12 protein-coding genes and 1 tRNA gene are annotated in these 14,082 nt (G+C 62.0%); 3 read left to right on the top strand and 10 right to left on the bottom strand.

Annotation, left to right across the window (positions count from 1 at the left end):
- Positions 1-2 precede the first annotated feature (2 nt).
- The 3 genes from rlmB to rnr all read right to left on the bottom strand — a co-directional run bounded on the left by rlmB (position 3) and on the right by rnr (position 3,514).
- Complete coding sequence (gene rlmB, locus R3F00_RS07225) at positions 3-743, bottom strand: 23S rRNA (guanosine(2251)-2'-O)-methyltransferase RlmB (RefSeq protein WP_371281088.1); 741 nt, start codon at positions 741-743, stop codon at positions 3-5.
- 69 nt (positions 744-812) lie between these two features.
- Positions 813-1,310: a DUF1579 domain-containing protein gene (locus tag R3F00_RS07220; RefSeq protein WP_371281086.1), complete on the bottom strand. Its 498-nt coding sequence runs from the start codon at positions 1,308-1,310 to the stop codon at positions 813-815.
- Positions 1,307-3,514, bottom strand: coding sequence for a ribonuclease R (rnr, locus tag R3F00_RS07215; protein ID WP_371281085.1), 2,208 nt, complete (start codon positions 3,512-3,514; stop codon positions 1,307-1,309). Before rnr ends, R3F00_RS07220 begins: the two co-directional genes overlap by 4 nt.
- A gap of 351 nt (positions 3,515-3,865) precedes the next feature.
- Between rnr and R3F00_RS07210 the strand changes: the two genes are divergently transcribed.
- A tRNA-Leu gene (locus tag R3F00_RS07210) sits at positions 3,866-3,950 on the top strand.
- Positions 3,951-4,067: 117 nt separating this feature from the next.
- Here R3F00_RS07210 and R3F00_RS07205 read toward each other — a convergent pair.
- The 7 genes from R3F00_RS07205 to miaA form a co-directional block, all read right to left on the bottom strand.
- Entirely contained in the window at positions 4,068-5,360 is a 1,293-nt protein-coding gene (locus R3F00_RS07205; protein ID WP_371281084.1) for an adenylosuccinate synthase, read from the bottom strand.
- 173 nt (positions 5,361-5,533) lie between these two features.
- On the bottom strand, positions 5,534-5,719 hold the full coding sequence (locus tag R3F00_RS07200) for a DUF2065 domain-containing protein (RefSeq protein ID WP_371281083.1): 186 nt from the start codon (positions 5,717-5,719) through the stop codon (positions 5,534-5,536).
- Between the two features lie 7 nt (positions 5,720-5,726).
- On the bottom strand, positions 5,727-6,590 hold the full coding sequence (gene hflC, locus R3F00_RS07195; RefSeq protein ID WP_371281082.1) for a protease modulator HflC: 864 nt from the start codon (positions 6,588-6,590) through the stop codon (positions 5,727-5,729).
- A 1-nt stretch (position 6,591) separates the two neighbouring features.
- Entirely contained in the window at positions 6,592-7,728 is a 1,137-nt protein-coding gene (gene hflK / locus R3F00_RS07190) for an FtsH protease activity modulator HflK (RefSeq protein WP_371281081.1), read from the bottom strand.
- A gap of 138 nt (positions 7,729-7,866) precedes the next feature.
- Positions 7,867-9,201 carry a ribosome rescue GTPase HflX gene (gene hflX, locus R3F00_RS07185; RefSeq protein ID WP_371281179.1) on the bottom strand — a complete coding sequence of 445 codons (1,335 nt, stop codon included), beginning with the start codon at positions 9,199-9,201 and terminating at the stop codon, positions 7,867-7,869.
- A gap of 5 nt (positions 9,202-9,206) precedes the next feature.
- Positions 9,207-9,464, bottom strand: a complete 258-nt coding sequence (gene hfq, locus R3F00_RS07180) for an RNA chaperone Hfq (protein ID WP_371281080.1) — start codon at positions 9,462-9,464, stop codon at positions 9,207-9,209.
- 144 nt (positions 9,465-9,608) lie between these two features.
- The gene (miaA, locus tag R3F00_RS07175) at positions 9,609-10,526 is read right to left on the bottom strand and encodes a tRNA (adenosine(37)-N6)-dimethylallyltransferase MiaA (protein ID WP_371281178.1); all 918 of its coding nucleotides are present in this window, start codon (positions 10,524-10,526) and stop codon (positions 9,609-9,611) included.
- A gap of 331 nt (positions 10,527-10,857) precedes the next feature.
- On the opposite strand from miaA, the gene R3F00_RS07170 reads away from it, so the two are divergent.
- Positions 10,858-12,897 carry a putative bifunctional diguanylate cyclase/phosphodiesterase gene (locus R3F00_RS07170; protein WP_371281079.1) on the top strand — a complete coding sequence of 680 codons (2,040 nt, stop codon included), beginning with the start codon at positions 10,858-10,860 and terminating at the stop codon, positions 12,895-12,897.
- A 135-nt stretch (positions 12,898-13,032) separates the two neighbouring features.
- A complete protein-coding gene (gene tdh / locus R3F00_RS07165) occupies positions 13,033-14,055 on the top strand; it encodes an L-threonine 3-dehydrogenase (protein ID WP_371281177.1) in 1,023 nt (340 codons plus the stop codon).
- Positions 14,056-14,082 lie beyond the last annotated feature (27 nt).

Here is a 14,082-nt window from a genome sequence, read left to right as displayed (position 1 = left end):
TTTCAGGCTGATCGCTGGCGCAACACCTCGAACAGGACGACACCAGTCGCCACCGAGACGTTGAGGCTTTCCACGCTGCCGCGCATCGGGATGCTGGCAAGGAAATCGCAGGCTTCACGCGTAAGGCGACGCATGCCCTCGCCTTCGCTGCCGACAACGATCGCGACCGGCCCCTTGAAATCGCTCGCATACAAGGATTGCGGAGCGTCACCAGCCAGACCGGTCAGCCACACACCGGCGTCCTTGAGCTGCTTGAGGCTTCGCGCGAGATTGGTGGCGGCAAAGAACGGAACGCGATCGGCCGCACCGGCGGATGCACGCCGCACCGTGGGCGTGATGCCGACGGCCTTGTCCTTCGGCACGATCACCGCAGTGACTCCAGCCGCCTCGGCGCTGCGCAGGCAGGCGCCGAGATTGTGCGGATCGGTAATACCGTCAAGCACCAGAAACAGGGCATCCTGCCCGGCCGACTCGACCAGTGCGGGCAATTCGCTCTCGCTGCGCGGGGGTGGCGTACGGTACAGCGCGGCTACGCCCTGGTGACGGCCGCCACCGGTCATGCGATCGAGATCTGCGCGATCCCGCGCATGCGGCTTGATGCCGAGGTCGCGCGCACGTTCGGCCAGCTCTCGCACACGCGGGTTCTGCTGACCGGTTTCCACATAGAACTCGACAACGTTGCCGGCATCGTAATTCAACGCTGCCTCGATGGAATGGATGCCGATCAGTAGTTCAGTGCTCATGGAGTACCAGATGCCGTGAAGTGTGGATTGCCCAGCAGGGTAGACGCATTGTGACGGAATAGCCGGCGATCATGACTTTCGCACATAGGCGATTTCGATGGCCCTGGATTCCTCGCCTTCGGGTGAGATGTTGAAGGCGTTGATGCGCAGGTGATCGGCATCGACCAGATCGATTTCGGTACGCCAACCCCAGGCCGGATCACCATCGTAGCCTCCGTAGCTGCCAAGCACCGAAAAACGGTCCTGATCGCGGACACCTTCCGAGTACATGATCTGCGTACCGGTATGCGCGCTGTCGATCCATGCGCATTCGTGGCACTGGCGGTCAATATGCCAGGTGTACAGGGCGAGGCCCTGCTCGCGTTCGCCCATGAACTGCGTTTCATACTCGTGGACCAGACAGCGTCCGCCCAGCGTGCTGCGAATCGAACCGCTGATGGGCGCTTCGTCACCGACCGAACCCGGCTCGAACCAGACCCGGATGGTGCCTTCCCATTCGCCGACCCACTGGGCCAGGTCATTGTGACGACCTTCGACGAGAGATACGCCGAACGCATGCTTGCTCATCGCGAGCTCGCCCCCCGGGTTTCGTCTGCCACCAGACGGAAATCGATCTTGCGGTCCTCGAGGCTGGCGCGCAACACCTGGATCCGTACCTGGTCGCCAAGCCGGAAACTGAGGCCGCGACGTTCGCCCTTGAGCAGATGCCGTTTCGGATCGAAGTGATAATAGTCGTTGGGCAACTGAGTGATGTGGACCAGGCCGTTGATCTTCGACTCGGTCAACTCGACGAACAATCCGAATGAAGTCACGCCCGAGACGACACCGTCGAATTCACTGCCGACGTGCTTCTCCATCCATGCGCACTTGTAGCGCTCGTCCACATCCCGCTCGGCTTCCTGTGCGCGACGCTCGTTGTGCGAGCAATGCACGGACATGGAGCCCATCTGGGTCGGCGAGTACTCGTACTCGGCAGGCTTGCCGCCGTTGATGGCATAACGGATGGCCCGATGCACGAGCAAGTCTGGATAGCGACGAATCGGCGAAGTGAAATGCGCGTACGCATCGAGCGCAAGACCGAAGTGCCCGGTGTTCTCGGGCTGATATACGGCCATGCTCTGGGAACGCAGGATGACCGACTCGATCAGGCTGACATCCGGTCGATCCCGGATCTTCTTCAGCAGCGCGGCAAAGTCCGACGGCTTCACTTCACCGGCAGGCGGCAATTTGAGCTTGAACTCGCGCAGGAACTCGAGCAAATCCTCGAACTTCGATGCCGGTGGCGGCTCATGCACGCGGTAGGGCGCGGGAATTCGCTTCTTCAGCAGGAACCGTGCCGCCTGCACATTCGCGGCGATCATGCATTCCTCGATCAGCTTGTGCGCATCGTTGCGCGGCTCCGAACCCAACTGGATCACTTCACCGGAAGCGGCCAGGCGGAACTTCACTTCGGTGCTTTCGAAATCGATCGAACCTCGCTTCTGGCGCGCCTTGGCCAGCAGCTTGTAGAGCTGGTGCAGGCATTCCAGGCGGGGCATCAGGTCGGAAAGCTCGGCGCGCACGTCGTCCAGCTTCTCGCCAACCGCCTCCCAGACCTTGGTATAGGTCAGTCGCGCATGCGAACGCATGACCGCATCATAGAACTTCGAACTGACGACCTCACCGTTGCGATCCACCTGCATGTCGCAGACCATGCACAGCCGGTCGACCTTCGGATTCAGCGAGCAGATGCCGTTGGAAAGCGTCTCCGGAAGCATGGGCACGACGAAGCCCGGGAAATACACGGAAGTCGAGCGCAGATAGGCTTCCTCGTCGAGGGCGCTGCCGACACTCACGTAGTGGGAAACGTCGGCAATGGCCACGACCAGCCTGGAGCCTTGCGCATTCGATTCCGCGTAGACGGCATCGTCGAAGTCACGCGCATCTTCGCCATCGATCGTGACCAGTGGCATCGAACGCAGATCGACGCGGCCCTTGATCTCGGAGTCCAGAACTTGCGGATCGACTTCGGCGGCCTGACGCGTGACCGTGTCCGGCCACTCGTGCGGAAGATTGTGGCTGGCGATCGCCATCTCCACGATGATCGACGGGGTCAGGCGTTCGCCGAGTACGGCAAGGATGCGGCCCATCGGTCCGCGATGCTGGGTTGGCGGATCGCTGATTTCGGCAATCACGATCTGGCCGGCACGCGCACCCAGCTCGTTGCCGGGTCGAATCAGAATGTCCTGATGCACCCTGCGATCATCAGGAGATACCAGTACCAGGCCATCCTCCACGATGACGCGACCGACCAGGCGCGAGGCCCGGCGTTCCAGCACTTCCACGATGGCACCCTGGCGACGCCCGCGCCGGTCGACGCCGACCACGCTGCCGAGCACGCGATCGCCGTGCAGCACGGTTCGCATTTGCGCAGGCGAGAGGTACAAGTCCTCACCGCCCTCGTCCGGACGCAGGAATCCATAACCCTCGGCATTGGCCAGTACGACACCTGGAATCAGGTCGAGCTTTTCGGCCACGCCATAACCACCGCGACGGTTCTGCAGCAGTTGGCCATCGCGCACCATGGCGGCCAGCCGCTTGGTCAGGGCGTCGACATCCTGCTCGCTGCGCAGTCCAAGCGCGGCTGCCACGGCCTCGGTCTTCATCATTGCGGCCTGCTCGCTGAGCAGGGCCAGGATGGCCTCACGGCTCGGAATCGGATTCTCGTAGCGTTGTGCTTCGCGGCGGGCGAACGGATCTTCGGTTCGACCCGGTCGACTTTTGCCACGCATTGGCGAGGGCACTGTCTTTGTACGCTTGCTGCCCGTGGCCGGCGCCGAAGCGGTTTCCGGCATCCAGGGTGGCAGTTTCGGGCGGGCACTCTTCTTCGCCCCCCCCTTCGCTGGCGCCGATTTTCGGGAAGGCGGCTTGCCTGTCCCGGATTTGCTCGGTCCTTTTGTTTTTTTTCTCACCGATATTTACTCCCGGTAGGGTTGTCGGCCTGCCTGACAGGCCGTTGATGCCGGGGAAAACTCACCCGGCAAAGATGGGTAGGGCCACATTGTGCGCGCTCAATCATTGACAGTGTGCAACGGCCAACGTATCTTTCGCGCCCCCGGTGGCGACAGCGCACCGAGGCACAAGCCCAGGTGGCGGAATTGGTAGACGCACTAGCTTCAGGTGCTAGCGGGGCGACCCGTGGAGGTTCGAGTCCTCTTCTGGGCACCAAATCGAAAAAAACCGCCGCAAGGCGGTTTTTTTTCGCCAGAGTTCGGGAGAGAGCGGCCCATTCGAGCAGCACCAGCCGCTACGAATCTCCAATCCCGAATCCCGAATCCCGGCCAATCAGGCGAACGGATCGCGCAGCACGATGGTATCGTCGCGATCGGCTCCGGTCGCCACCAGGGCCAGGTGGCAGCCGGAGAGCTCCTCCACGGCGCGCAGGTAGGCTCGCGCGGCCGCCGGCAACTGGTTCCACTCGCGAACGCCTGAGGTCGGCTCTTCCCACCCGGGGAATTCAAGATAGACCGGCTTGCACTCGTCCCAGCCGTCCGCATCCAGTGGCGCCAGATCGCGACGCTTGCCGCGGTACTCATAGGCAACGCAAACCTTGATGGTTGGCAACCCGTCGAGCACATCGAGCTTGGTGATGGCCAGGCCATTGATCGCATTGATCTGGGTCGCGCGCTTCAAGGCGACAAGATCGATCCAGCCGCAGCGGCGCGGCCGCCCGGTGCTCGCCCCGAATTCGTTTCCACGCTTGCGCAGCGCCTCGCCCATCTCGTCGTCCAGTTCCGTCGGGAACGGTCCACCACCGACACGTGTCGCGTAGGCCTTGCAGATGCCGAGCACATAATCGATATCGCTGGCGCCGACACCGGTACCTGCCAGGGCGCCACCAACGGTCGTATTCGATGAGGTCACGTAAGGATAGGTGCCGTGATCGATATCCAGCAGTGCGCCCTGTGCGCCTTCGTAAAGAATATGGTCGCCGCGCCGGCGCGCGTCGTGCAGGATCGTTGATACGTCATCGATCATCGGGCGCAGATATTCGCTGTATTCCAGCGCCTCATCGAGCACGGTCTGATAGTCGACGCCGTCGGCCTTCAGCCACTGGGTCAGGATGAAATTGTGATAGTCCACTGCCGTACGGACCTTTTCCGGCAACTCGGACGGATACATGAGGTCGGCGACACGGATGCTGCGGCGGGCCACCTTGTCTTCGTAGGCCGGGCCGATACCGCGGCCGGTCGTGCCGATTGCCTTGGCACCGGAGGCCTTCTCGCGAGCCTGATCCACGGCGATGTGGTAGGGCATGATCAACGGCGTGGCCGGACTGATCTTCAGGCGTGACCGAACCTCCACGCCCTCGGCCTCAAGCTCCGCGATTTCCTGGCGCAATGCGGCCGGCGACAGCACGACGCCGTTGCCGATCAGGCACTGCACGCCTTCGCGCAGGATGCCGGATGGAATCAGGTGCAGGACCGTCTTCTTGCCGTTGATGACCAGCGTATGACCGGCGTTGTGGCCGCCCTGGAAACGCGCAACGATGCCGACCCGCTCGGTGAGCAGATCGACGATCTTGCCCTTGCCTTCATCGCCCCACTGCGCACCCAGAATTACTACAGAATTGCCCATGATGTTCTCTTTTGTTCGTTGAACGCCCCCGCTATGGGGCGAATTTCTCATTCAGGGTGGCGAAAAAAGCATCGCGACCAAAGGGACTCCCCTCTCGGGACTGCTGAAGCCTGCTCCTGCGAATCCCTGTTGCCTAGTCCCGAATGCCCAATCCCGAGTCCCCATCCCGGCCTTCAATGCACCAGCCTCAATGCGACCAATCCGCACACGATCATTGCGGCCCCAACGATGCGCAACGTTCGCTCGTCGATCTCCTGCAGGCGCAGGGCCATGCGCTTCCATGCGCCTGGTGCGGCAAACAGGATCAGGCCTTCGATGACCAGCACCAGGCACAGCGCCGCAGTCAGCTCGGCTGGCATGCCCTGCCTACTTGCTGTTCTGCAGGTACTTCAGGAACTCCGATTTCGGATCGAGCACGAGCACTCCGTTTGGCGCCTGAAACGATTCGCGATAGGCCTCGAGACTCCGGTAGAACGCGTAGAACTCGGCATCCTTTCCATAGGAGTCGGCATAGATTCTTGCTGCCTGGGCGTCACCCTCGCCGCGACCGGTCTGCGCTTCGCGATACGCTTCTGCCTTGATCACCTGAACCTGGCGATCGGCATCGGCACGAATGCGCTCGGCGGCCTCGTTGCCCTCGGCGCGCAGGGCATCGGCGACCTGCTTGCGCTCCGAACGCATGCGCTCATACACCGAACGCAACACCGAACTGGCCTCGGGCAGGTCGACACGCTTGATGCGGACATCAATGATCTCGATACCGAGATTGGTAGCGGCGATGTTCGCGGTCTCGACCAGTGAGTCGGTCAGATCGGAGCGTGCGCTCGAAACCACTTCCTGCAAGGTGCGCGAATTGATTGCAGTGCGCATGCCATCCTTGACGATGGGCGCCAGGCGCAACTGCGCGCGCTCCTGTTCCCCGGCCACGGACGTATAGAACTTGGAGGAATCGGAAATCTTCCACTTGACCACGAAGTCGACATTGACGTCTTTCTTCTCCGAGGTCAGATAGCGTTCGGCAGCGGCATCCAGCGTCTGCAGCCTTGCATCGAAACGCAGCGCTTCCTGCATCGGATACGGAAGCTTGAAGTGCAAGCCGGGCTTGAGGCCGGATTCGGCTATGCGGCCGAATTGCAGGAGGATGGCCGTCTGGCCTTCGTTGACAATGAAGACACAATTGATCGCCAGCAAGAAGACTGCAGCAATCACGATAGCGGACAGCGAGCGCATGTCAGTTGCCTCCCTTTTCTGGTTCAGAGACGGTTGCGGCCGCCGCTGTCGTGGCGGGCATCGGCGTAGCCGCGGTCGCGCCGGGAACCGGAATCTGCAGCAGATTCTTGCCATCCGTGAAATCGACCACCTTGGGCGTGCTGCTGACCACCTGCTGCACCGTTTCAATGTACAGGCGCTTGCGCGTCACATCCGGAGCAGCCCGATATTCGTTTGCAATGAGATTGAATCGCTGCGCGTCGCCCTCCGACTTGGCAATGCGCTCGGCCTTGTAGCCCATTGCTTCAGCCAGGATTCGAGCCGCCTCGCCGCGTGCCTCCGGCACGACCCGCTTGGCGTAGGCGTCGGCGATATTGCTGGCACGTTGTCTGTCCTCGCGCGCGCTGATCGCATCGTCAAAGGCATCCTTGACCTCTTGCGGCGGACGCACGTTCTGGAAATTGAGCTCGGTCACTCGCAAGCCGGCGTTGTAGCGGTCCAGAGTCTGCTGAACAACCTTCTTCGACTGGCTGGCCAGTTCGGCACTCGGATTGACTACCGGCTTGTCGCCCTCGACCAGCTCCACGCGCTGGTCCGGCATGATCGCGTCGAGCTTGCTGGTGCCAATCACTTCGCGCACTGCGCTCTCGGCGGCCTGCTTGAGGGTTTCGTCCGGGTCGCGAGTTGAATACAGATACAGGGTCGGGTCCGCGACCTGGTATTGCACATTGAACTCGACCTGGACGATATTTTCGTCGCGGGTCAGCATGCGCACGGTGTCGGATACGGCACGGATCTGGGTGGCATCAACCTTGGCCACGGTCTCGATCGGTCGCGGCCACTTGAGGTTGAAGCCCGGCGGCATCGTCCGCGAATACTCACCAAAGCGCAGCACGACACCGGCCTCGTTGGCCTTGATCCGCTCGAACGAATCGAACAGCGTCCATGCAATCGCCAGCCCGAGGACCGCGACCAGCAGGTTGCCTCGATTGCCGCCACCCGATCCCGAGTCATTGCCGCCACCGCCCCCGCTTCCGAAAAGGCGGCCAAAGGTCTCCTTCATGCGGTTTACGGCGTCATCAAGATCGTTCTTGCCACCACCGCTGTTGTCCTTCCACGGATCGCGCTGCTTGCCGCCACCGGGTTCATTCCAAGCCATTAGCCGTTCCTGTCTGGATTATCTCGCGCCGGATGACCACGGTTTCCCTGCTGGAAGCGTGGATGGCGGAGAGTTGTTGCAGGGCGCCTGCCTCTGAACAGTTTCCCGCAGCGATAGTGCCGCGGAGGCGCTCCAAGTTTATCGGTTGCCCGAATGATTGTAGGTAGGCCCAGTAGTCGGGGCAACCAGGGCCGCTTTCAACCACTCGCCGAGGCCATCCGGCATGCCGAACAGGGGTTCAACCCTTGAGCGCGGCGCATCCAGCTCGATTTTCCAGCCTTCGTCGATGGCCTGCTCGGAAGCCACCATGCCCAGCTCGTGCAAACGTGCGCGCAGGCGCCCGGATGCGGCCGGGACCAGCAGGGTCTGGCGAACGCGTTCGCTGGCCAGCGCGTGACCCACCGCATGGAGCAGCGATTCAATGCCGGTACCGTCACGAGCCGACACCCACACCCTGGACGGACCGTCACGCTCGTAGCGCTCGACCCGCTCGACATCGGAATCGAGCAGGTCGATCTTGTTGAATACGAGTAGCTGGGGCAGATCGGCAGCGCCGATTTCGGCCAGGACGCTCTCCACATCCGCGACCCGGGCATCCCGTTCAGGATCGGAAGCGTCGATCACGTGGAGCAGCAGGTCCGCTTCGCGGGCTTCTGCCAGGGTGGAGCGGAAGGCGGCGACGAGGTCATGCGGCAGGTCGCGGATGAATCCGACCGTATCGGCCAGCACCACGGGCCCGCATTCGAGACCATCGATTCGTCGCAAAGTCGGATCCAGGGTCGCGAACAACTGATCCGCCGCGTATACGGCGGCACCGGTCATCGCATTGAAGAGAGTCGATTTTCCGGCATTCGTGTAGCCGACCAGGGCCACAACCGGCAAGGCGCTGCGTTCGCGTGACCGCCGCGCCTGGGTGCGCTGCACTTCCACCTTGTCCAGACGCTTCTGCAGCTGCTTGACGCGGACGCTGAGCAGGCGACGGTCGATTTCGAGCTGGGTCTCGCCAGGTCCGCGCAGGCCGATTGCACCGCCACGCTGGCGTTCCAGATGCGTCCAGCCACGCACCAGGCGCGTCGACAGGTGCTTGAGCTGGGCCAGTTCGACCTGCAACTTGCCGTCATGCGAGCGCGCGCGCTGGGCAAAGATATCGAGGATCAGACCGGTACGGTCGACCACGCGACATTCGGTCAGCTTTTCAAGGTTTCGTTCCTGGACCGGGCTCAGGGCGTGGTTGACCAGGATCAGGTCGGCATCGAGGGCAGCCTTGTGCTGCCTGAGCTCCTCCGCCTTGCCGGTGCCTACGTAGTAGCGCGGATTCGGGCGCTCCAGACGCGCATTCAGCGTTCCGACCACGGTCGCACCGGCTGACCTTGCCAGTTCGGCAAACTCCTCGAGCAAGGCGGGGTCATGCTGGCCTGGCGCCTGCGCTTGCAGGAGCAGGGCTCGTTCGCCTTTTCTGGATCGATCAAACAGTTCGATTATTCTGTTTCCTGGACGTCGCCCACGATGGCGTCATCGGGTCCGCTGATGCGGACATTGCGACTCGGCACCACCGTTGAAATGGCGTGCTTGTAGACCATCTGGCTGACCGTGTTGCGCAGGAGCACGACAAACTGGTCGAAAGACTCGACCGTACCCTGCAACTTGATACCGTTGACCAGATAGATCGAGACCGGAACGCGTTCACGCCTTAGCGCGTTGAGGAACGGATCCTGCAGCGATTGTCCTTTGGACATTATTATTCTCCTGTGCGGCACCCCGAACCGGGAAAAATGCGCGTGGCAAGCCAAGCCGGCCAGCCGATATCGCCGATTGGCAACGAAACGCCCCGGTACATGGGAGGGATCTTAAACCAATGATCGTCCGAATAATATGTCGGGCTAAAAGGGCTCTCGGGGCTCGAGGAAGCTGCAAACCGCCGCATCCGCGCAGTCCGCAACGTCCGAAGCCTCGGAATCGAGCATCCTGCAATCCAGTTCCGAGCGCAGCCAGGTGATCTGGCGCTTGGCCAGCTGGCGGGTCGCATGGATCGCCGACAGGCGAAAGTCCTGCATGCTCGCCTGACCGGACAGGTAGGCCCAACCCTGCCGGTAGCCCACCGCGCGCATGGCAGGCAGGTCCTCCGACCACCCCGGCAAGTCGCGCAATCGCTCCAGTTCGGCGATCAGCCCCTGGGCCAGCATCTGGTCGAAACGGTCCTCGATACGCTGATGCAGGGGTGCCCGATCCACCGGGAACAGGGCCAGCTTGAGGATCCGGTAGGGCAGACGCGGACGTGGCGCACCCTGCAAGCCGGACATCGGCTGGCCGCTGAGTTCGATGACTTCCAGCGCCCTCTGGATACGCTGGGTGTCATTGACGTTCAATCGGGCCGCGCTGACCGGGTCCAGCAAGGCCAGACGCTGGTGCATGTGCGCCTTGCCCATGCGTTCGGCCTCGTTCGAAAGCGCCGAGCGCAGCGGGCCGCTCGCTTGCGGCAATGGCGACAGACCGCGTTCGAGCGCACGGAAGTAGAGTCCGGTTCCGCCAACCAGCAAGGGAGTTCTGCCGGCAGCGAGGATTGCTTCGATCTCGGCGAGGGCGTCCGAGCGAAACTCTGCTGCCGAATAGGGCTGGACAGGATCTCGAATATCCAGAAGCCGATGTGGAAAACGCTCCAGGGTAGCGGCGTCGGGTTTGGCCGTTCCGATATCCATGCCGCGATAGACCAGGGCGGAATCGACACTGACCAGATCGATGGCGTGGCGATCGGCCAGTGCACACGCGAGCGCTGTCTTGCCTGACGCCGTCGGGCCCATCAGGAAGATGACAGGCGGCCGCTGGTCCACTGCGTGCTTCAACAGGCGGCTCCGGGCACCAGGATCAATCCTGCATGAGTCGATCGTGCGGACTCCGGGGACATCATGGGATACAGAATCTTTTCCGGCAGTGGCTCGAACGAAGCCGAATTCTATCTCGCTTTCCCGCGCAGGTCGGCTGATCCTGTCCGACATGCGGGATTGCATGCGAACAGAACTGACGGGGTCGACGAACACAAGCGAATCGGCCCGTTGAATTCATAAACTTTGACAAACATGCCCCGGCTGGGCTCCCATAGCGATTCACGGCTTTTTCCGCGGACGCTGACAAATGGATGAGTGGGCGAAACTCGACCTCGTGATCTACCTTGCGGGATCGCTGATCGCTCTGACCCAGAGCATCGTCTTCGCGCACTACTACCGCATCTTCAGACGCGACCATCTGCTGCTCTGGTCCATCAGTTTCTTCGCCCTGTTCGTGTATCTGGCAACGGCCGGCACCTCCTGGATGTTGCTGGGCGTTCTCCCCTCATCACACCCCTTGCGTCTGGGCATCTCCTGTCTGTCGCTGGCCGCTGCCTATACCCAGGTCATTGCGCTGGTCATGGGGACCCTCGCGATCTGGCGCACACGGCGCTGGACCCGGAAGCAGATTCGGCAGGCGCTGGTCCTGGCCACCCTGATCGGCCTGCTCAGTGGTCTGGCTTTTGCGTTCGACCCGCAATTCGCCATGCAACGCCACTTCCTGCGCGTCGGCCTGCGCTATCTGGTCATTGGACTGGCCGCGCTTGCCATGGGGCTGGCCATCGCCAGGCAGTGGCCACGCGGTCGGCTCGGCCAACAGTTGACCGGCGTGGCCCTGAGTCTCTACGGCCTTGACCAACTGCACATCTTTTCCGCCTATCTCGCCCAGGCCAACGGCGTCGGCGCCTGGCCGTGGTTGCGCTATACCAGCATCGCCAGCCTGGTCACGCAGATCTTTATCGGTTACGGGCTGGTGATCTGGCTGCTGGAAAGCGAGCGGGATCGCGCCGAAAGCGCATCCGATGCCGCAGAGCGGCTGCGCCTGTTCGATCAACTGACCGGTTTGCCGAATCGTGCCCAGATGATCAGCCATCTGGGCCAGCAGATGCAGAACCCGCAAGGAGCTGCGTTGCTGCTGGTGCGACTGGACAATCTGGGCAACATCGCTGTTGCATCGGGCATGGACGGCGTCGATATCGCCCTGGCTGCCAGTGCGGAACGCATCGAGGAAGTCGCGCGCAAGAACGGACTGGTAGCCGCACGTCCCGGTGCCGACCACATTGCTGTTCACGGAACGGGATTGAGTGCGGAACCCGGCGCTTCGCGTGTGGCCGAGGAGATTCTCGCTTCGCTCGCCATGCCGGTCATCTGGAGCGGCAGGGAACTGGCCCTCGAAGCGAGCGTCGGCATCGCCCTTTCGCCACAGGATGCCACCAGCCCCGAAGCGCTGCAGTCTTTCGCCGAAATGGCCAGGGCGCGAGCCCACCGGGAAGGGGCGATGTGCTATCGCTTCTACGCACCCGATCTTGATGCCGAGGCACGCAGCCGCCTGGTTCTGCAGTCGGAATTGCGCACGGCCTTTTCGAAAAACGAATTCGTGCTCGAGTTCCAGCCGATTCTCGATGGCTGGAGTCTGGAAATCTGCGGCTTCGAGGCTCTGGTCCGCTGGCAACATCCCACCATGGGGCGCCTGCTTCCCGATGCCTTCATCAGGGAGCTGGAACCGCTTGGACTGGTCGAGGCACTGGATGTCTGGGTGCTCAACCAGGCCTGCGTCAGCGCCTGCAGCTGGCAGCGCAGCGATCGCGAGCCGCTGACCGTGGCCGTGAATGTGTCCGCCTACAGTTTCCAGCGCCGCGACTTTCCCGATCTCGTCCACTCCGTTCTCGAGCGCACCGGCCTCGAAGCGACCTGTCTGGAGATAGAGATCATCGAGTCCATCGCACTGGAACGCCCCGAACGTGCGGCACTGAGCATCGATCGCCTTCGCGATCTCGGCGTACGCGTGATGCTGGATGATTTCGGAACCGGCTTCTCTTCCCTCAAGCATCTGCGCCAATTGCCGTTCGACGGCATCAAGATCGACCACAGCTTCGTGGTCGACGTGCTCATCGATCCTCGCGATGCAGCGATCGTGCGGGCCATGCTCGCCCTTGCCCACAGCCTGGGCCTGGAAGTGGTTGCCGAGGGCATCGAAACCGCCGCCCAGCTGGCCTGGTTCCAGTCCGCCGGCTGCGACCGCCTGCAAGGCTTCCATTTTCATCGCTCGATGGACCAGGATTCGGCAATCGACTTGCTGGGCCTGAATGAAGTCGTGGTGCCGTCGCACCAGCTCCCGGTTTCCTGAGCCCGACGACGGCACAACGACGCTGAACTGCAGCAACCGATCGAATGGCCGCGTTGCCGGCTGAACCGCACGGGTACCCTGCCCTTTGACCGTATAATGCACCGGTCTCGCCAGGATCATGAAATGAGCAATGTAATGAAGGCGCTGGTCAAGCGCGAAGCGGAAAAGGGTATCTGGATGGAGCAGGTTCCCATTCCCGAAATCGGCCCGAACGACGTTCTGGTCAAGCTCGAGAAAACGGCCATCTGCGGTACCGACCTGCATATCTACCTGTGGGATGACTGGTCGCAACGCACGATCAAGCCCGGCCTCGTGATCGGCCATGAATTCGTCGGTCGCATCGTCGAGATCGGTGCCGGCGTGCGTGGCTACGAAATCGGCCAGCGCGTGTCAGCCGAAGGCCATATCGTCTGCGGCGTCTGCCGCAACTGTCGTGCCGGCAAGCAACACCTTTGCCCGCACACGGTGGGCATAGGGGTGAACCGCAATGGCGCGTTCGCCGAATATGTCGCCGTACCTGCCTCCAACCTGTGGCCGATTCCCGATCAGATTCCGTCGGAAGTGGCTGCGTTCTTCGATCCCTATGGCAATGCCGCGCATGTCGCGCTCGAGTTCGACCTGATCGGCGAGGATGTTCTGATAACTGGCGCGGGCCCCATCGGCATCATCGCCGCCGGCATTGCCAAGCATGTAGGTGCGCGCAATGTGGTCGTCACGGATGTGAACGACTATCGCCTCAAGCTTGCCGCGGACATGGGTGCCACACGCGTGGTGAACGTATCCAAGCAGTCGCTGCTCGATGTGGTCAAGGATCTGCATATCGAGGGCTTTGATGTCGGCATGGAGATGAGCGGCAACCCGCGCGCCTTCAACGACATGCTCGAATGCATGTACCACGGCGGCAAGATTTCCCTGCTCGGCATCCTCCCGCGCGGCGCCGGCGTCGACTGGGACAAGATCATCTTCAAGGGACTCACCGTGCAAGGCATTTACGGTCGCCGCATGTATGAAACCTGGTACAAGATGACGCAGATGGTACTGAGCGGATTCCCGCTACAGAAAGTGCTCACGCATCAGATTCCGATTGACGATTTCCAGAAGGGATTCGACCTGATGGAGTCCGGTCATTGCGGCAAGGTGGTGTGTTCATGGAATTGAGGCGCGGCCTGAACCAGCGGCAGCGCC

The organism is Dokdonella sp. (assembly GCF_041395345.1).
In the GTDB taxonomy this organism is placed as follows: Bacteria; Pseudomonadota; Gammaproteobacteria; order Xanthomonadales; family Rhodanobacteraceae; genus Dokdonella.
The sequence above is the reverse complement of the archived record's forward strand: the minus strand, read 5'-3'. Positions and strand labels throughout refer to the sequence as shown.

Coding starts and splice junctions, on each gene's coding strand:
- rlmB (WP_371281088.1), bottom strand. CDS start 743: ATGAGCACTGAACTACTGATCGGCATCCATTCCATCGAGGCAGCGTTG.
- R3F00_RS07220 (WP_371281086.1), bottom strand. CDS start 1,310: ATGAGCAAGCATGCGTTCGGCGTATCTCTCGTCGAAGGTCGTCACAAT.
- rnr (WP_371281085.1), bottom strand. CDS start 3,514: ATGCGTGGCAAAAGTCGACCGGGTCGAACCGAAGATCCGTTCGCCCGC.
- R3F00_RS07205 (WP_371281084.1), bottom strand. CDS start 5,360: ATGGGCAATTCTGTAGTAATTCTGGGTGCGCAGTGGGGCGATGAAGGC.
- R3F00_RS07200 (WP_371281083.1), bottom strand. CDS start 5,719: ATGCCAGCCGAGCTGACTGCGGCGCTGTGCCTGGTGCTGGTCATCGAA.
- hflC (WP_371281082.1), bottom strand. CDS start 6,590: ATGCGCTCGCTGTCCGCTATCGTGATTGCTGCAGTCTTCTTGCTGGCG.
- hflK (WP_371281081.1), bottom strand. CDS start 7,728: ATGGCTTGGAATGAACCCGGTGGCGGCAAGCAGCGCGATCCGTGGAAG.
- hfq (WP_371281080.1), bottom strand. CDS start 9,464: ATGTCCAAAGGACAATCGCTGCAGGATCCGTTCCTCAACGCGCTAAGG.
- miaA (WP_371281178.1), bottom strand. CDS start 10,526: ATGGGCCCGACGGCGTCAGGCAAGACAGCGCTCGCGTGTGCACTGGCC.
- R3F00_RS07170 (WP_371281079.1), top strand. CDS start 10,858: ATGGATGAGTGGGCGAAACTCGACCTCGTGATCTACCTTGCGGGATCG.
- tdh (WP_371281177.1), top strand. CDS start 13,033: ATGAAGGCGCTGGTCAAGCGCGAAGCGGAAAAGGGTATCTGGATGGAG.